19 protein-coding genes are annotated in these 18083 nt (G+C 62.9%); 9 read left to right on the top strand and 10 right to left on the bottom strand.

What is annotated here, in order from left to right:
* Positions 1–65: 65 nt before the first annotated feature.
* From Q3Y64_RS14750 to Q3Y64_RS14715, 8 genes are all read right to left on the bottom strand, one after another.
* Positions 66–839, bottom strand: coding sequence for a class I SAM-dependent methyltransferase (locus Q3Y64_RS14750; RefSeq protein WP_303562975.1), 774 nt, complete (start codon positions 837–839; stop codon positions 66–68).
* 25 nt (positions 840–864) lie between these two features.
* Complete coding sequence (locus Q3Y64_RS14745) at positions 865–1623, bottom strand: glycosyltransferase family 2 protein (protein ID WP_101943245.1); 759 nt, start codon at positions 1621–1623, stop codon at positions 865–867.
* Between the two features lies 1 nt (position 1624).
* Positions 1625–2386: a 1-acyl-sn-glycerol-3-phosphate acyltransferase gene (locus Q3Y64_RS14740; RefSeq protein ID WP_101943412.1), complete on the bottom strand. Its 762-nt coding sequence runs from the start codon at positions 2384–2386 to the stop codon at positions 1625–1627.
* Positions 2387–2399: 13 nt separating this feature from the next.
* Positions 2400–3221 carry a MipA/OmpV family protein gene (locus tag Q3Y64_RS14735; protein ID WP_101943244.1) on the bottom strand — a complete coding sequence of 274 codons (822 nt, stop codon included), beginning with the start codon at positions 3219–3221 and terminating at the stop codon, positions 2400–2402.
* Positions 3218–4189: a hypothetical protein gene (locus Q3Y64_RS14730; protein ID WP_303562970.1), complete on the bottom strand. Its 972-nt coding sequence runs from the start codon at positions 4187–4189 to the stop codon at positions 3218–3220. The genes Q3Y64_RS14735 and Q3Y64_RS14730 overlap by 4 nt, the downstream gene beginning before the upstream one ends.
* On the bottom strand, positions 4186–5442 hold the full coding sequence (locus Q3Y64_RS14725) for a beta-ketoacyl synthase (RefSeq protein ID WP_101943243.1): 1257 nt from the start codon (positions 5440–5442) through the stop codon (positions 4186–4188). Before Q3Y64_RS14725 ends, Q3Y64_RS14730 begins: the two co-directional genes overlap by 4 nt.
* Positions 5435–5686, bottom strand: a complete 252-nt coding sequence (locus tag Q3Y64_RS14720; protein ID WP_101943242.1) for an acyl carrier protein — start codon at positions 5684–5686, stop codon at positions 5435–5437. The genes Q3Y64_RS14725 and Q3Y64_RS14720 overlap by 8 nt, the downstream gene beginning before the upstream one ends.
* Before the next feature lie 79 nt (positions 5687–5765).
* Complete coding sequence (locus Q3Y64_RS14715; RefSeq protein ID WP_303562967.1) at positions 5766–6560, bottom strand: exodeoxyribonuclease III; 795 nt, start codon at positions 6558–6560, stop codon at positions 5766–5768.
* Positions 6561–6592: 32 nt separating this feature from the next.
* Here Q3Y64_RS14715 and pyrE point away from each other — a divergent pair, with 32 nt between their 5' ends.
* The 8 genes from pyrE (at position 6593) to Q3Y64_RS14675 (ending at position 14587) form a co-directional block, all read left to right on the top strand.
* A complete protein-coding gene (gene pyrE / locus Q3Y64_RS14710; protein WP_303562964.1) occupies positions 6593–7231 on the top strand; it encodes an orotate phosphoribosyltransferase in 639 nt (212 codons plus the stop codon).
* A gap of 1 nt (position 7232) precedes the next feature.
* Positions 7233–7850, top strand: a complete 618-nt coding sequence (locus Q3Y64_RS14705; protein WP_101943237.1) for a DUF4124 domain-containing protein — start codon at positions 7233–7235, stop codon at positions 7848–7850.
* Between the two features lie 4 nt (positions 7851–7854).
* Positions 7855–9945, top strand: a complete 2091-nt coding sequence (locus tag Q3Y64_RS14700; RefSeq protein ID WP_303562963.1) for a molybdopterin-dependent oxidoreductase — start codon at positions 7855–7857, stop codon at positions 9943–9945.
* Positions 9946–10143: 198 nt separating this feature from the next.
* Positions 10144–10695: a cytochrome b gene (locus tag Q3Y64_RS14695; RefSeq protein WP_303562961.1), complete on the top strand. Its 552-nt coding sequence runs from the start codon at positions 10144–10146 to the stop codon at positions 10693–10695.
* 24 nt (positions 10696–10719) lie between these two features.
* A complete protein-coding gene (locus tag Q3Y64_RS14690) occupies positions 10720–11289 on the top strand; it encodes a YceI family protein (RefSeq protein WP_303562959.1) in 570 nt (189 codons plus the stop codon).
* A gap of 37 nt (positions 11290–11326) precedes the next feature.
* Entirely contained in the window at positions 11327–11893 is a 567-nt protein-coding gene (locus Q3Y64_RS14685) for a YceI family protein (RefSeq protein ID WP_303562957.1), read from the top strand.
* Between the two features lie 135 nt (positions 11894–12028).
* Positions 12029–13183, top strand: a complete 1155-nt coding sequence (locus Q3Y64_RS14680) for a GNAT family N-acetyltransferase (protein WP_303562956.1) — start codon at positions 12029–12031, stop codon at positions 13181–13183.
* 102 nt (positions 13184–13285) lie between these two features.
* Positions 13286–14587 (top strand): tryptophan--tRNA ligase, encoded by a 1302-nt coding sequence (locus tag Q3Y64_RS14675; protein WP_303562954.1) that lies wholly within the window; start codon positions 13286–13288, stop codon positions 14585–14587.
* Positions 14588–14689: 102 nt separating this feature from the next.
* Here Q3Y64_RS14675 and Q3Y64_RS14670 read toward each other — a convergent pair whose 3' ends face one another.
* On the bottom strand, positions 14690–16006 hold the full coding sequence (locus Q3Y64_RS14670) for a hypothetical protein (RefSeq protein WP_303562952.1): 1317 nt from the start codon (positions 16004–16006) through the stop codon (positions 14690–14692).
* 341 nt (positions 16007–16347) lie between these two features.
* On the bottom strand, positions 16348–17382 hold the full coding sequence (locus tag Q3Y64_RS14665; protein ID WP_303562950.1) for an integron integrase: 1035 nt from the start codon (positions 17380–17382) through the stop codon (positions 16348–16350).
* Positions 17383–17496: 114 nt separating this feature from the next.
* Here Q3Y64_RS14665 and Q3Y64_RS14660 point away from each other — a divergent pair, with 114 nt between their 5' ends.
* On the top strand, positions 17497–17925 hold the full coding sequence (locus tag Q3Y64_RS14660) for a hypothetical protein (protein WP_303562948.1): 429 nt from the start codon (positions 17497–17499) through the stop codon (positions 17923–17925).
* The last annotated feature ends 158 nt before the right edge of the window (positions 17926–18083 follow it).

Here is an 18083-nt window from a genome sequence, read left to right as displayed (position 1 = left end):
GTGCTTGATTCTGTAGAGGCGGCTTCAGCCGCACATGGCGGGCTGAAGCCCGCCCTACAGCCCCGTCACTCGGGTTTGGTGGCCTGATATTCAGCCAGGATCGGCAGGCCCTTGGAGTCGATGTAGCGACGGGCATTCACGAAACCGGCGGCTTCCAGCGTAGCGACAACCTGGGCGGCGGGCACGCAGGCCTCGATGGTGTCCCAGTAATAACGCCACAGTTTGCAGGTGCCCTTCTTCTGGCGGCCAACCACGAAAGCCAGCAGCGGCACAATGCCCTTCATGTAGATCTTGAGGAAGAAGCGGCCCCAGGACGACTCGGGGCGGGTGATTTCGAGCAGACACAGCTTGGCGCCCGGCTTCATGACGCGGTGGAACTCACGGAAAGCGACTTCCAGATCACTGATGTGGCGCAGCGCGTAGCCCATGGAGAGGAAGTCCGCCGTGCCGTCCGGGAAGGGAATCGCTTCGGCGCGGCCTTCCACCAGTTGCACGCCGGCCGGCAACTTGGCCTGGGCCATCATGCCGGGACTGGGATCGACGCCGGTGACCAGCGCGCCGTCGCCGACGATGCGGGCGGCTTCCTTGGCGACCAGGCCGGTGCCGGTGCCCACGTCGATCACGCGCATGCCGGCCTTGAGGCCCGCACGCTCGAGCGCCTGACCGCGATACCAGGGGCCAGTGCCGAGACCGAGGATAGTCTCCATGCGGTCATAGTCTTCCGCAGTGGAATCGAACATCTCGCGCACGAAACCGGCACGCGCATCCTCGTTGGCGTAATAGTCGGTCAGCGGCTGGTGCGGCGCATGGGCCGGCGTGAGTTTCGGATCGGTGGACATGGTGACCTCGGGTCAGGAAGTTGATTCAGGAAAAAAGTTTGCGGCAAACCAGCAACGGCAGACGCATGCCGAAACCGAACATCAGGCGGATGTGCATCCAGGTGAGCAGACGGTTGTCGCGCCAGTAATTAAAGTGCGAGACCCCGCCCTCCTCGGCCGTGAGGTATTTCACCGGCGCATCAAGATTGAGCGGAGTCACGCCGCGCCAGCACATGCGCACCACGGCTTCGGGATCGAAATCAAAGCGGCGCATCCAGCGCTGGCCGCGCATCACGGCACGCAAGGGCTCGACCGGATAGACGCGAAAACCGTAGAGCGAATCACCGACCCCCATCCACAGGGTTTCAAGATTCGCCCACCAGTTGGAAATCTTGCGCCCCTTCACCCGCAGCGCTGGCGCGCTGGCATCGAACACCGGGCGGCCCAGAACCATGCAGCCGGCATTCTGTTGCGAGGCAGCCATGAAGGCCGGGATGAGCTCCGCCGGATGCTGGCCATCCGAGTCCATGGTCAGGGCGTGCGTGAAACCAAGCTTCGCGGCTTCATCGAGCCCATGCAGCACGGCCGCGCCCTTGCCGCCATTCTGCGCCAGCACGATCACGCGCAGTTCGGGGTCGGTCGCCGCCATCTCGCGCAGGCCGGCATCCGTACCATCGGTGCTGCCATCAACGACGACCCATACCGGACTCCACTGCGCGCGCGCGGCACGCACGGTTTCATACACCTTGGCGCCGGGGTTGTAGCTGGGAATCAGGACGAGATGGGTCTGGGAGGGCGTCGGCATGTCAGTCGGGAAGCGGCGGGCTACGCATTTCGCGCGCAAAGTAATCCTGCAGTTCGGCCGTGAAGGCAACCGGGTCATCGGGCGGAGCAAAGCGCTGGCCAAGACGGACGCGGAAATTCATCGGCATCACGGGCGGGCGGAACAGCGGCCAGCCCTTGCCGAGAAAGCGCGTGTCCTGCTCGATGATCACGGTCTGGATCGGCACCCCGGCACGATGGGCCACATAGCCGGTGCCCGCGCGGAACGGATTCAGTACCGGCGGCGTTTCAGTTCGCGTGCCTTCAGGGAACAGCAGCAACTGGCTACCACCGCGCAACTGCTCGACGGCAAGGTTGATCGAGCCAATGAACCAGTCATTACGCACATAGCCGGCGAGACGCGCACCGGCGCCCCACAAAGGATTGTCGAGCAGGCCGGCCTTGAGCACGCAAGCGACATTGGGCAAGCGCGAGATCACCATCAGCGCATCCAGCAGGCCTGGATGATTCGGCGCAATGATCAGCGGGCCAGCCTCACGCAAAGCATCCAGTGCACGCAGATCGAAGTGGCCAATGCCGAGCCGGCGCAGCCACCACAGATACAGGCGGAACCCCAGCATGGCGATACGGCGACCGAGAAGGATCCCAGCCTGACGGGGCAGGAGCAGGTTCAGTGGCAAGGCTACTGCGGTCCACAACAGGCAGCCCGCCGCCAGCGAGCCCAAGCCGAGGTGCAAGGCAAGGAAAGCATGCGCACGGCGCAGCAGCAGAATCAGGGACTTCATCTTGCGCACCGCCTCAGTCGTCGCCGACTTCGACCATCTCCGAGGATTGCGCCAGAGTCCAGGTCACGCCGATACCGGCGGTGAAATAGGTCTTGCGCCTGACCAGCGGACTATCCTCGAAAGCCGCGCCTTTCAGCGTATCCCAGCGCGCGTAGGCGCCCACCCAGGTCTTGCCGAATTTGCGTGACACAGCGCCTAGAAACTGCCAGCCGGTATAACCGCCGCTGGCCGAGTAGGCCGGGCGGTCAGCGCGCGCATATTGCTCGTCGACCGAGTAGAAATAGGCGTTCAGATGCTTGTCCTGAAAGGTCGGGCCGGTCACCAACCCCACGCGCCAGCCTTCGGGCAGCCCCACATTGAGGAAGTCCAGATTCAGGCGCGGCGAGAACAGCCAGCCGCTGTAATGCATGCCCTCGCGCAACTCGAAGGCCGCACGCGCCGGCAGGCGCAGGTCCAGCCGAGTGTCCTGGTTGTCGCTCTGCCACAGCTTGAAATCGAGCGAGGGGCCGAATTCGATCATCGGCTTCAGATCGCTCATACCCTGACGCGCCTGGTTATTCTTGCTCTTCACCGGCGGCGTGGCACCGGCGCTCAGGTTCAGCTCAACCTTGTCCGAATCGAAGAGCGTGGCGCGCACACCGTTGCGATCGGCCTTGAGCCAGTCGAAACGATAAGCCGCATACGGAAAGGGCAGCAGCATCTCACTGGCTTCATCCGAACCCCGGTAATCCGGCAAAGTCGCAGCAGCCACCCCCATGCCCAACTCCCAGCGCGGCTTGAGTTCGGCCTGTGCGGGCAGCGCCAGGAGAAGCAGGAACAGCAGTAGCGCCTTCATGCAGCCGCTCCGAGAAAACCGAAAGCCTCGATTTCCACCAGCAGCTCGGCACGACAGACATCGGCACGCAAATACATGACATTCAGATCCTTGCCCAATTCAGTCTCCAGCACATGCTGCACGGCAACGACATCTGCCGCATGGCGAACGAAAACCTTGAGCGTCAGATCGCGCGCCGCAAAGCTTCCATGGCGGGCGCGGCGATTGGCCTCGCTCAGCACGGCCTCGATATTGCGCAGGGTTTCCTGAGTCTGCGCGGCCACATCGCCCGGATGCACACTCTCGTGACCAAGAATGCTGGCTGTACCGGAAATAAACAGCACCTCCTGCGCGGGTAACTGCAGCAGGCTGGCACGCGAAAACGTTGGCGCACGCGGACCGTATTGCTGCGGGTAGCTCCAGGCGCTGAGCTGGCGCGGATTTTCGATCGCCAGTGGCGCATGTCGCGAAGCGAGGAAATACACCACCAGTGCATCGCCGCCACAGCCCAGCGCACACGCCGAGGGAGAGCCGGCCAGATGTGGATGGCTACCTTCGATGAAGGCGTCCTGACGGCCGACATTGAACTCGCGATAGCGCTCCATGCCTCCCCCGGCCTCATTGATACGCGGCAGGTAATTCCAGAAGCGCAGCAACTGTGGCATGCCCTCACGCTCAAGGCAGGCAAAGATATCGCGATAGGCGGCAAAACCAAGAGCCTGCATGCCACGCCCCGCCTCGGGCAGGCTCAGGACTCCGAACAGGAAGTCTTCGCTGCGGCGATAAGCCACGGCCCCCAGACGCCCCTCACTGAGCGTGCCATCGCAGTGCCAGGCATGCAGCAAGGAGGTATGCGAAGTGGCGAGCAGGGGCATCGGCACATGCACCGCCCCCGGCAAGGCCTGCGCCTCACCATAAACCGCCGCCCCCAGCCATCCGGCAGCCTCTGCGGCACCCGGGGCCTGCAGACTCAGGGACAAAAAACTCACGACACCGCCTTGAACGCCAGCACGGCATTGCTGCCGCCAAAAGCAAAAGAGTTGGATACGGCCGCGCGCAAGGGCACGTTGCGCAGGCCCTCGCCCATCACGTGACGCACGCCGCGGCAATCTTCGGCCACAAGATCGAGATGCGCGGTCGGCGGCACTTCACCACGCGCCAGGGCCAGCACCGTGATCAGCGCCTCCAATGCACCGGTGGCGCCCAGCAAGTGACCATGCATGGATTTGCTGGCACTGACCAGCAGTTGCTCCGCATGCGCCCCGAAGACCTGACGCAGCGCCTCGATCTCTGAGGGATCTCCCTCGCGGGTTGCCGTGCCATGGGCGTTCAGATAGCCAATCTCTTCAACCGCCAGGCCCGCCTCGCGCAGCGCCAGGTTCATAGCGCGGGTCTGACCGTAGGCGTCCGGCTTGACCAGATGCGTGTGATCGCAGCTCTGGCCATAGCCGGCCAGCTCGCAATAGATACGGGCGCCACGCGCCTGAGCATGCTCCCAGTCTTCCAGCACCAGAGCCGCAGCACCTTCGCCGAGGACCAGACCGCTACGCCCTTCCTGAAAGGGGCGGCAAGCCTTGAAAGCCGTTTCTTCGTTCCCTTGCGCCACCACGCGCATGGCTTCCCAAGCGCGCATGATCGAGAAAGACAGCGGAGCCTCTGAGCCACCGGCAATCACCATTTGCGACTCACCACTCTGGATTCGCCGCATCGCCTCACCAATCGCGATCGCCGAAGAAGCACAGGCCACCGAATAGGTCAGGCAAGCCGAACCGAGGCCTAGATTGATGGCCAGATGCGAGGCAGCCGCATTGTTCATGACCAGCACCACCGATAGCGGATGGGCGCGGTCCTTGCCGTGCACAAAGAAGTCGTTATAGCCCTTCTCCATGCTCATCGTGCCGCCGATGCCGGTGCCCCAGGACACGCCGTATTCGTCGCGCTCTTCGCCCTGGCGTGGCATGCCCGCGTCGTCCCAGGCCGCGAAGCCAGCAGCCACGCCCAGCTGGGCGTAACGGTCGGTCACGGCCGCCAGGGGGCGGCCGAGTACTGCCTCGGCGTCAAAGCCGGTGCAGATGCCTGCGGGCTGAGCCAGTGGCGCAGGCGAAGCAGGATGTTGATGGAGGCGAACGGCAGACTCACCACGCATCAGGCGCGCGAAGAAGTCCTGAGCGTCCATCCCGCCAAAGGGATTGACCAGCCCGACGCCAGTCACCGCCACACGGCGGCGGCCAGCATTACTCATTCGGAATCGCAGCGTCGGCCGGCTTGAGCTTTTCGAAGATTTCGATCAATTCACCCACGGTCTCCGGGCGCGGCAGATCGTCCGGCATGCGCACGCCGAACTTGTCTTCCATATCGAACATCAGGTCCAGCAAGGTCAAGGAGTCCACCCCGACTTCTTCGAGCTTGCTTTCCAGTGTCACGTTTTCCGGCGGATTCGGCACCCGGCGCTTGATGAATTCCTGCAGCAGTTCGAGAGTTTCCATGATTGTCTTCGTAAAGCGGATTTGCGGAATTTTAATCCAGCCTCGCCCCAGCCTGTTGAACTCTTGCTCAAATCAGGGGTCAGGCGTTGCTCCAACGGTAATCCACACTCAGCGGCGCGTGATCCGAGAAGCGCTGCGCCTTGTAAACAGCGGCCTGCTCCACCCGCGCAGCAAGACCCGGCGTGACCAGCTGATAGTCCAGCCGCCAGCCCACGTTCTTGGCCCAGGCCTGACCACGATTGCTCCACCAGGTGTAGCACTCGTCAGTCGCCTCGGGATGCAGGCGGCGATAAGCATCCACCCAGCCCTCGGCCAGCCGTGCCGCGATCCAGCTCCGCTCCTCGGGCAGAAAGCCGGAGTTTTTCTGGTTGCTCTTCCAGTTTTTCAGGTCAATCTCGCGCTGAGCGATATTCCAGTCCGCGCAGATCACCACCTCCCGCCCGCTGCTACGCAAAGCGGCCATGCGGGGCGCAAACTCATCCATGAAACGGAATTTGGCCTGCTGCCGCTCTTCCGAACTGGAGCCGGAAGGCAGGTAGAGCGCCACGACCGACAAGCCCCTGTCCGGCGTATCGAAGTCAGCCTGCAGATAGCGCCCCTCTGCGTCGAACTCGGCCACCCCGATGCCGCTCGCCACTGCCGCGGGGGTCTGGCGCGTGTAAATGCCCACGCCGCTATAGCCCTTCTTCTCGGCACAGTGGAAATAACCCTGCAGACCATGCGGCTGCAGCATCTGCGCCGTGAGGTCGGCTTCCTGCGCCTTGAGTTCCTGCAGGCAGACCACATCGGCCTCCTGCTGCGCCAGCCAGTCGAAGAAGCCTTTGGTCGCTGCGGAGCGGATGCCGTTGAGGTTGGCAGTGATGATGCGTAACATTCAGCGTGTTTTCTTGTGGATGATTGATTGCCGTGGATTTTAGCCGTGATTTCCTCGCCCTTGCCGAGCGCAAGGGGGTTTTACGCTTTGGCGAATTCAAGACCAAGGCCGGACGCCTGTCGCCGTACTTCTTCAATACCGCCCTGTTTGATGACGGCGCCTCCTTTGGCGAGCTGTGCCGCTTCTACGCTCAGGCCATCGGCGCGTCCGGCATCGCTTTCGACACCCTCTTCGGCCCGGCCTACAAAGGCATTCCGCTCGCGGCCGGTACCGCCATGCAGATGGCCGCCCAGGGTCGCAACATCCCCTTCTGCTTCAACCGCAAGGAAGCCAAGGATCATGGCGAAGGGGGCACCCTGGTGGGCGCACCGCTCAAAGGCCGCGTGATCGTGGTCGATGATGTGATTTCGGCGGGCACTTCGGTACGTGAGTCTGTGGAAATCATCCGCGCCAATGGCGCCGAGCTGGCTGGCGTGGTGATTGCCATCGATCGCATGGAGCGCGGCACCGGCGCTAAGAGCGCAGCCCAGGAAGTGCGTGACGCCTTCGGCGTACCCGTGGTGGCCGTCGCCACACTGGACGATCTGATGGCTTTCATTGCCGATGACGCCCGTCTCGCTGAATACCTGCCGGCGGTGCAAACCTACCGAGCCACCTACGGAGTGAGTTGAAATGTCTGTGCGCGCCTTGCTCGTGCTGCCCTTGCTGCTGATGCTGGCTGCGCCCGCACAGGCTCAGACGCGCACTTATTGCTGCAATGACAGCACGGGTCGCCGAACCTGTGGAGACAGCCTGCCGCAGATTTGTTACGACCGCGCTTACTACGAAATTCTGGGCGGCCGGGTGGTACGCGAAGTCGAAGCGCCACTGACGCCCGAGCAGAAAGCGAGGCGCGAAGTTGAGCTGCGTGCCCAACGCGCCAAGGTTGCCAAGGAGGCCGAAGCCCGCCGCCGCGATCAGGTGCTGCTGGACTCCTACGCCACGGTCGGTGAGCTGGATCGCCGCCGCGATCGCGACATAGGCAACATCGAAGGCGAAATCCGCGCCGCGCGTGCCCGTGAAGCCGACCTGGTCGCCCAGAACGCCCAGCTCGAAAAGCAGAAGCCGGCCAAGGGGGCGATTCCGCGCACCTTGTCAGAAAACATCGCCGTGAATGCTTCGGAGCTTGAAGGCATCCGTCAGGTGATCGCCTCCAAGCTCCGCGAGATCGAGCAACTGCGGGCCAGCTTCGATGCCGACCGCAAGCGCTACGTCGAACTCACCGAAACCCCCGTCGTTCCGCACAGGTAAAGCCATGAGCGACCGCCGCCGCAGTGTCCGCGCCGTCTGCCCGCATGATTGCCCTGACACCTGCGCGATGCAGGTCACGGTTGAAGACGGGCGAGCCACCGCAGTGCGCGGTGCGCCGGATGTGGCGATCACGCGCGGCACCCTGTGCAGCAAGGTCGCCCACTACCTGGAACGCACTTACTCTGAGCAGCGACTGCTGTATCCGATGAAGCGCGTCGGCAAGAAAGGCGAAGGGCGCTTCGAGCGCATCAGCTGGGAGCTGGCGCTAGACACCATCGCCGAAAGGTTTCGCCAGCTCGCCGCGACCGATCCGCGCAGCATCCTGCCCTACAGCTACGCCGGCACCATGGGCCTGGTGCAGGGCAGCTCGATGGACCGGCGCTTCTTCCACCGCCTCGGCGCCAGCTTCCTTGATCGCACGATCTGCGCCGAAGCCGGCTATCAGGGCTACAAGGCCACTATCGGCGCAACCCTCGGCACTGATCCAGAAGCCTTTGCCGACGCGCCTTACATCCTGATCTGGGGCAGTAACCCGGTTGTTTCCAATCTGCACCTGTGGGCGCGCATCGTTGAAGCCAAGCGCAAGGGTGCCCGCGTGGTGTGCATCGATCCTGTCCGCAGCCTCACCGCCGAGAAGTCTGACTGGCACCTCGCGCCGCTGCCCGGCACCGATGGCGCGCTGGCGCTGGCCCTGATGCATGTGCTGATCCGTGATGGACTGGTCGACGAAGACTACGTCGCGCGCTACACCACCGGCTACGCCGCCCTGAAACGCCGCGTCGCGGACTGGACGCCAGAGCGGGCTGCCGGCGAAACGGGGCTGGCTGCCGCTGACATCGAACAACTGGCCCGCGAATACGGTCAGGACGGCCGCCCCGCCGCCATCCGCGTGAATTACGGCCTCAACCGCTGCGCTGGCGGCGGCTCCGCCATGCGCGCAATCAGCTGCCTACCGGCGCTGACCGGGCACTGGCGCTGGCCACAAGGCGGCATCCTGCTGTCCACCTCCGGCACCTATGGCACTGACAGCCATGCCTTGGAACGCCCCGACCTCTATCCCTGCGACTCGCGTTTCCCGCCACGCCACATCAACATGAGCGCGATCGGCGATGCCTTGCTCGAAGCGGACGACCCGGCGATCCGCGCGATCATGGTGTACAACTCGAACCCGGTCGCCGTCGCGCCCGATTCGAACAAGGTGCGCGCCGGTTTTGCCCGCGAAGACCTTTTCTGCGTGGTGCACGAGCTATTCCAGACCGACACCGCCGACTTTGCCGACATCCTGCTGCCAGCCACCAGTCAGCTGGAGCAGTGGGATATTCACAAATCCTATGGTCATCTCAACGTGATGGTGAACGAGCCCGCCATCGCCTCGCTCGGTGAAGCGCGGCCCAATACTTGGGTCTTCCGCGAACTCGCTCGCCGCATGTGCTTTACCGAACCCTGCTTCGCCGAAACCGACGAAGAGATCGGCGCCCAGGCCTTCCGCAAGGAGCACCCACGCAGCGGCAACATCGACATGGCAAGTCTGCAAGCACAGGGCTGGCAGCGCCTGAACGTGCCGACGCCCTATGCACCTTTCGCCGAGGGCGGCTTCCTGACCCCCTCGGGCAAGTGCGAGTTCTACTCCGACACTTTGGCGCACCAGGGCATTGATCCGCTGCCACATTACGTACCGCCGCGCGAGGGGCCGCGCAGCAACCCAGCGCTGGCTGCGAAATACCCGCTGGCCTTCGTCAGCCCCCCTTCGCGCCACTTCCTGAACTCCAGCTTCGCCAACCTGCCGCGCTTTGTTGCGGCCGAAGGCAAACCCTGGCTGGACATGCATCCGGCCGATGCCGCGGCACGCGGCCTGCAGAATGGCGCGCGGGTTCGCATCTTCAACGCGCGCGGCGCCTTCCACGCCAGCCTGCGCGTCGATGCAATCCATCCCGGAGTACGCGAGGGCGTTGTCAGCGCCCCCTCGATCTGGTGGCAGAAACTCTCCGGCGACGGCTGCAACGCCAACGCCGTCACCTCCCAGGCGCCCACCGATCTGGGCAAGGGAGCGACCTTCTACGACTGCCTGGTCGAGGTCACCGCTGCCACGGACTGAGCCTCGCACCTCCTGAAACGTTCAGGCCTGCAGCCCCGCTCAGCCCGCCATCTTTCCGCTCAAGCTCATCGCCCCATCGGAAAGTTCCACGCCAATAGTTGCAATTTTCGCAACAATTAATTGCCATCAAGCAGATTCAACGCAATTAACGCCTTGTGTAAAGTCCGCTTCATTCTGACTTGAAGGCTGCGCTTTGCCATGAGTTCCTCCCGCCCCGGCACCTACACCCGTACCGCAATCCGCCTGCACTGGCTGCTGGCCCTCGGCCTCTCCGCCACCCTGGCGCTTGGCTTCTACATGAGCGACCTGCCTTTCTCCCCGGCCAAGCTGCAGTACTACTCTTGGCACAAGTGGGCCGGCATCACCCTGCTGTTGCTGGCCGTATTCCGCCTCGGCTGGCGCCTCACCCACCCGGCTCCGGCCGCCCCGGCGGGGATGCCGGCCTGGCAGCACGCAGCATCGGAATGGACGCATCGCCTGCTCTATCTGCTGATGCTGGCGATTCCGCTTTCAGGCTGGCTGATGAGCTCGGCCAAGGGCGTGCCTACCGTGTATTTCGGCGTGCTGCCGCTGCCTGACCTGCTCGAACGCAATGTTGAACTCGGCAAACAGCTCGGCCAGCTGCACGGCGCCCTCAATTTCGGCCTGCTGGGCTTGGTCGCCCTGCATGCTGCTGCCGCCCTCAAACACTACGTGATCGATCGCGACGAAGTGCTGGGCCGCATGCTGCCCTTTCTGAACAAAGCCTGACTCCCCTCCCGCTCCGGAACCGCCATGAAAATCCGCCTCGCCTACACCATTCCCCTGTTGCTGAGCCTGCTCGCCTCCACTGCAGCACAGGCCGTCGAATACAGCCAGCTGCTTGCCGACAAGAGCAGCCTGGGCTTCTCCTACCGTCAGATGAATGTGCCGATGGAGGGCAGCTTCAAGCGCTTCAAGGCCCAGCTGGCCTTTGACCCGGCCCAGCCGGCCAAGGCCAGCGCGGCCTTCGAGATCGAAGTGGCCAGCATCGATGTGGGCTCAGCGGAAGGCAATTCCGAGGTCAGCGGCAAGCTGTGGTTCAACACAGCCACCCACCCGACTGCGCGCTTCGTCTCCAGCGGCATCAAGGCACTGGGCAATAACCGCTTTGAAGTAGCCGGCAAGCTCACGATCAAGGGCAAGACCCTGGATGTCAGCACCCCGGTCAGCTTCAAGGCCGACGGAGCCAACGGCGTTTTCGAAGGCGCGTTCACCATCAAGCGCGCTGACTACGCCATCGGTGAAGGCATGTGGGCCGATTTCGGCACCGTGGCCAACGACGTCCAGATCAAGTTCCGCCTGCTCGCCGCGGCAAAGAAATAAACAGTTCCATCCCCACCCCACCCAAAGGATTGTCCCCATGAAAAAAATCATCGCAGCCCTCGCCCTGACCGCGGTTTCCGCGACCAGCTTCGCCGCCCCCGAAAGCTTCGCCATCGACCCGACGCATACCGCGCCGCGCTTCGAGTACAACCACTTCGGCTACAGCAACCAGCAGCACCGTTTCGACAAGACCAGCGGCAAGATCACGCTGGATCGCGCAGCCAAGACCGGCGCCGTGGATGTGGTGATCGACGCCAAGTCGGTCAACACCGGCTATGAAGTGTTCAACGGCCACATCCAGGGCGAAGACTTCTTCGACAGCACCAAGTACCCCAGCATCAGCTTCAAATCCACTGCCGTGAAATTCGAGGGCGACAAGCCGGCGTCCATCGAAGGCAACCTCACGATGAAGGGCATCACCAAACCCGTGACCCTCACGGTCACCAACTTCACGCTGGCGCCGCATCCGATGATGAAGAAGGACACCATCGGCGCCAACGCCGTGGCCACCCTCAAGCGCAGCGATTTCAACATGGGCAAGTACGCCCCCTATGTGTCGGACGAAGTCACCCTGAGCATCTCCGTCGAAGCCATCAAGGAATAAACGCCTCCCGCTTCGCCGCCCAAGGGCCAGCCACGCGCTGGCCCTTGGCGTTTCCGGCAGGCCAGACTGCGGCGCCTGCTTCAGGCATCATCCTGAAAAACACTAAGCGCCACCCCCGGCATCTCGAACCGCATCATGGAATTCCGCCACCACGCCCGCATCAGCGAAATCCCGGCCCGGGCCTGGGACGCCCTGGCGCCGAATGACCAGCCTTTCCTGCGTCACGCTTACCTGCACGCACTGGAGGCCACCGCCTGCGTCGGCGAAGGCACGGGCTGGCAAAGCGCCCACGCCGCCCTATGGGACGACGGCCGGCTGCTCGCCGCCATGCCGCTCTATCTCAAGCAGCACTCGATGGGAGAATACGTGTTCGACTGGTCCTGGGCCGAGGCCTACGCCCGGCACGGTCTCGACTATTACCCGAAATGGCTGGCGGCCATACCCTTCACGCCAGTGCCGGGGCAGCGCGTGCTGGGCGTTGACGCAGCCTGTCGCCGTGCGCTGCTGGGTGGCGTTCTGCAAGCCGCCCAGCACAGCGGCCTGTCGTCCCTGCACCTGTTGTTTGCGGCAACCGATGAAGTGCGCTGGGCACAGGAATTGGGCTGCATGCGCCGCACCAGCGTGCAGTTTCACTGGCACAACGCGGGCTATCGCAACTTCGAGGACTTCCTCGCCGCACTCAGCGGCGAGAAGCGCAAGAAGATCCGCCAGGAGCGCCGCCGCGTGGCCGAAGCCGGCGTCAGCCTGCGGGTGCTCGAGGGAGCAAGGATCAGCCGACAGGACTGGGCCTTCTTCACCCGCTGCTACACCCGCACCTACGCCCTGCACCGCTCCGCCCCCTATCTCAATCTGGATTTCTTCGAACTACTGGGCGAGCGCCTGCCGCAGCATTGCGTTCTGCTGATCGCCCATCAGAGCGGGCAGGACATCGCCGCCAGCCTGCTCCTGCGCGACAGCACGAGCCTCTACGGACGCTACTGGGGCACGCTCGCCGAGGTCAGCTGCCTGCACTTCGAAGCCTGCTATTACGCACCGATCGAATACGCCATCCAGCACGGGCTACAACGCTTCGAAGGCGGTGCCCAGGGCGAGCACAAGCTCGCACGCGGGCTGCAACCGGTGGAAACCAGCTCGCTGCACTGGCTCGCCGACGCACGCTTTGCCCGTGCCGTGGAAGACTTTCTGGCGCGGGAATCAGACGGCATGGCGCAGTACATCAGCGAACTGGAGGCGCGCAACCCACTGCAGCGCCAGAATCCGCTCCTCCTGCGCAGTGCGGACGAGAACTGAGCACCCGCCCGCCATTCCGCAGTCGGCACTGCCCCGCGCGCCCAATTCCACCGTACACTTGCGCCTTGCCCGCCCCTCCGGCGCTCATCACCGAATCCGATCATGACTCTGCGCGTACTCACCGGCATCACCACCTCCGGCACCCCTCACCTCGGCAACTACGCTGGCGCCATCCGCCCAGCGATTGCCGCCAGCCGCCAGCCCGGTGCCGAAAGTTTCTTCTTCCTGGCCGACTACCACGCCCTGATCAAGTGCGACGACCCCGCGCGCATCCAGCGCTCGCGTCTCGAAATTGCCGCCACTTGGCTGGCTAGCGGGCTGGACACCTCGCGCGTCACCTTCTACCGCCAGAGCGACATCCCCGAGATCCCGGAACTCAACTGGCTGCTCACCTGCGTGACCAGCAAGGGCATGATGAACCGTGCCCACGCCTACAAGGCCAGCACCGACGCTAATGAAGCCGCAGGCGAAGAGCTGGACGCCGGCGTGACCATGGGCCTTTATTGCTACCCGGTGCTGATGGCGGCCGACATTCTCATGTTCAAGGCACACAAGGTGCCGGTCGGCCGCGATCAGATCCAGCACATCGAAATGGCCCGCGACGTCGGCCAGCGCTTCAACCATCTCTTCGGCGCCGGGCGCGAACTCTTCGTGCTGCCCGAGGCGGCCATCGAAGACAACGTCGCCACTCTGCCGGGGCTGGACGGGCGCAAGATGTCCAAGAGCTACGACAACACCATTCCGCTGTTTGAAGGCGGCGCCAAGGCACTCAAGGCGGCAGTGGCCCGCATCGTCACCGACTCCAAGCTGCCCGGCGAACCGAAAGACCCGGACAACAGCCACCTCGTCACCCTCTTTGACGCCTTCGCCAACGCCGAGGAACGCAGCCAGTTCCGCGCAGATCTGCGTAGCGGCCTCGCCTGGGGCGAAGCCAAGCAGCGCTTCCTCACCGTGCTGGAACGTGACCTCGCCCCGATGCGTGCCAAGTACGACGAACTGATGAGCCGCCCCGAGCACATCGAAGCGCTGCTGCAGGAAGGTGCCGCCAAGGCCCGTGCCGTCGCCACGCCCTTCCTGGCCGAGCTGCGCGAAGCCGTCGGCCTGCGCCGCTTCAACGCGATTCCGGTCGCCGTCGAAAAGAAAGCCGAAATCGCCGCACCCCAGTTGCCGGTGTTCAAGCAATACCGCGAAGCCGACGGCAAGTTCTACTTCAAGCTCAGCAGTGCTGACGGCCGCCTGCTGCTGCAAAGCGAAGGCTTCGATTCCGGCCGCGATGCTGGTCAGTGGGTCGGGCGGCTGAAGAACGAAGGCGCGGCCGCGCTGGACGGCGTGCCGGCGAGCTTCGGCGAAGGCGTGAGCAGAGACGATGTGGTGGCAGCGCTGGGAGCATTTGCTGCGGCTTGATGCATTCGGCGCAATGCCCTTCGGGCGATTGACGCCCTAGGACTTCCACAAACAAAACAGCCCGCATCAGCGGGCTGTTTTGCATTCAAACGCCGAAACGGATCAGCCGTGCAGCTTCGCCAGCTGCTTGGCGATCACGTCGTGGCTCAGCCACAGCGCCGGGCCGCTCGGTGCGGCGGCTTCGTTGAACATCAGCGGGCCGGTGGCTTCGATCACCAGCGCCGAGAGGTGGTCGGTGATCAAAGCCGTGCGCTCTTTGTGCTGGCCGGTGATGGATTCGGAGGTGCCGATCATGCGTTCGGCCAGCTCCGGGGTGTTGTCCATCGGCCAGGCAGCGAAGTCGCGGAAAGCCACCATCACCGGGTCCTGATTGTAGGTGTCGAGTTGCTCAAGGATCGCGGCGAGCGAATGGCCTTCTTGCAGCAGCGCTTCGCAGGCCGCCCACTGGGCTTCGCCCCAGGCACCACAGCCTTCGCGCTTGAGTGCGTTGAGCAGCGGCACTAGCGAGAGCTCCACACCGACGAAGATGTCGGATGAATTGGTGCGGATTTCGGGGCAGTTGAACACGGTGGCCTTCACACCCTTATCCCAGGCTGCCTTGGCGATGTCCTCCAGACGCTTCTTCGCATAGCCCTGGGTGTAGTTGGTATAGGTCTGCCAGTGGTATTCGCCACCGATCAGGATCTCGGTGCCGTGGTAACCGTAGGCTGTGTAACGCGCGGCGCCACCGGTTTTTTCGACGCGGGCGCGGATCGCAGCGGAGCCTTCGATCAAGTAGCCGAAGGTATTGGCGGTGACTTCATCGAAGTTCATCAGGTTGAGCTTGCCGAGATCGGACTCGATCAGCGCCTGCGAGGACATGAAACGGTCGCCGCGGCCCTTGTAGATGCGGTTGGCAATCGCGAGGAAGACCTTGGCCTTCACCAGACCACCAGCCATGGTGTGGGCAAAGAATACGTTGGCGCCATCCGGAATCATGCCGTCGAGCTGCGCCATAGCTTCCGTCACGGCGGCCTTGAAGCGGGCCACGCCGACTGCGCGGCAGGCTTCCACATGCGCCCAGTCGAGCTTGTCTTCCTGCCAGGTCTTGAGGCCCATCTCGTTGACCAGCGAGGTCACGGTAGGCGTGCCAGCGGGGGCATCCATGTCGAAACCAGCCATCATCGGCACATTGATGATCTTGCCGCCGAAATTGGCTTCGGCCGCAGCAAGCTCTTCGTCATTCAGCTTGCGCAGGCTGCCATCCGCTTCGCGACGGCCCACGGTCATGCCAATCAGGGTCAGGCCGGCATCACGGGCTTCGTTCACCAGGCCATTGGCGTAGCCGCGCCCGAAAAGCTCGCCGAACAGGACGAATACATCGCCCTTCTTGAACAGGGTTTGCTGGCTCAGGTTTCTCAATCCGGTTACTACGCTCACGTCGGTATCCTCAATCTGGACAACAGGTCAGGGGCGGATTCTACCGCAGCCAGCCGACTGCGCCTTCGCGCACAGATCTGGTGCTGGTTTCGGACAGAGACGCCCCCCATTTCCTGCCACGGAAAAACGTGCATCCAGCCCCCTAAAACCCAGGCCCGCCTGCCCGCTCAAAGCCTGCCAATACAACACAGCAAAGATCTAAACACCCTCACCAAAACAGTGAGGCCAAAGCCCCAACCCTGAATCTCAGACTCGCCCCCTCCGGAGCCCCCACAAAGATTAGCCTGATCAAGGCGCTGGATCGTCACAAAAACAAGGCCGTGTCTATCACCCGAAGCCCATCAGACCCGGTCCAGCGGTGACAGCACCGCCAGCCCGCCGCGATTGAGCACATGGGTGTAGATCATCGTGGTGCTCACATCCTTGTGGCCCAAAAGCTCCTGCACCGTGCGGATATCCTGCCCGGTTTCCAGCAGATGCGTGGCAAACGAATGGCGCAAGGTATGCGGCGACACGGATTTGACGATCCCTGCCGCATGCGCCGCCTTCTTCACCGCACGCTGCACCCGCTGGTCATCCACATGATGGCGCCGCACCACACCTGAACGCGGGTCCGTCGAAAAGCCCGTCGCTGCAAAAACATACTGCCAGCCAAAATAGGAATCCGCCGCCGGATACTTCACCGCCAACGCGTGCGGCAGATAGACCGAGCCGCGCCCGAGCGCCAGATCCGCCACGTGCTGCTGCTGGCGCCACTTGATCTTCGCGCGCAGGGGCTCCACCAGGCTCCCCGGCAGCATCGTCACCCGATCCTTGTTGCCCTTGCCCTCGCGCACCACGATCTCGCGCCGTGCAAAATCCACATCCTTCACCCGCAAGCGCACCCCCTCCATCACCCGCATCCCTGTGCCGTAGAGCAAGCGCACCAGCAGTGCCATCTCCGGATCATCCACCGCCGCCATCAAGGCCTGCACCTCGGGTACCGCCAACACCGTCGGCAAGCGCACCGGCTTCTTCGCCCGCGTCACCTCATCCAGCCAAGGCAATACCTGACCCAGCACCTCCTGATACAGGAACAGGATCGCCGAAAGCGCCTGCGATTGCGTAGAGGCCGCCACATTGCGCTCCACCGCCAGCGAAGTCAGAAACGCCTCCACCTCATCCTTGCCCATCTCTGCAGGATGCCGCTTGCCGTGAAAAAGAATGAAGCGTTTGACCCAATGCAGATAGGCCTCTTCGGTGCGAATGCTGTAATGCTTCAAACGCAAGCGATCACGCAACAGATCGAGCAGTTTCGGCGCAGCGCCAGGCTCAAGGGACGCCGGGGCTGCCGCGCCCGGCACCGTCTTGGCGGTCGTGGTTTTATTTGTCATCATGAGGCCAGTAAAGACAACAAGCCCGTTAATAACCAATGGCTTGCCCTTGCGGGTCGTTTTGACAAATAAACCTTTATTTCCTCGTTTTGAGGACTACTTCACGTTAGAGCTCTCATGAGTCCTTGCTCACTTTCCTTTGTTCTTCGTCAGCCCGATGATGGTGATGGCTTGGCTCGCTTCGAAGCCATTGTCGAAAGTGATTCATTCGCTGGAAAAATTCAGTTTTGGGGTTACGCAGAGCAATTTGATGAGTTAGCTGAAAAGCTAAAAGGGTTTCCTGCTTCTCCCGAAAGCCGTGTTGAGCATGCGCTTGGCTCGCCAGGCGTCGGGCTTTGCGAAATGAAGTTTGAGTGCATTGATGGCGTTGGCCATGTTGCGGTCTGGGCAGAGCTTGAAGCAGAGCACCCTGTGTTCCCGTCGAATGAATATCAAAAATCCAAACAATGCATTCTCGTTGATCCAGCCTCAGTCGATCAGTTCTACGTAGAGCTGAAAGGTTTGGGTTCTGGCTCTGAGATTCGAGCTAGCCTCTATGGCAAATAGCTCTAACACTACAGTCGAGAGGGACAGCCACAAGCTGCGCTTGTGGTTCCCTGCGCTTCGCTCCGGCTGCCCCTCACTTCCACGTTGGGCGTCATGATTTCGTCACAATTCGTTAGCCGCATCACATTGAAAAGAGACGAAGTCGAGTCGTTCGAGCG

The organism is Uliginosibacterium sp. 31-12 (assembly GCF_030548425.1).
Lineage (GTDB): Bacteria > Pseudomonadota > Gammaproteobacteria > Burkholderiales > Rhodocyclaceae > Uliginosibacterium > Uliginosibacterium aquaticum.
The sequence above is the reverse complement of the archived record's forward strand: the minus strand, read 5'-3'. Positions and strand labels throughout refer to the sequence as shown.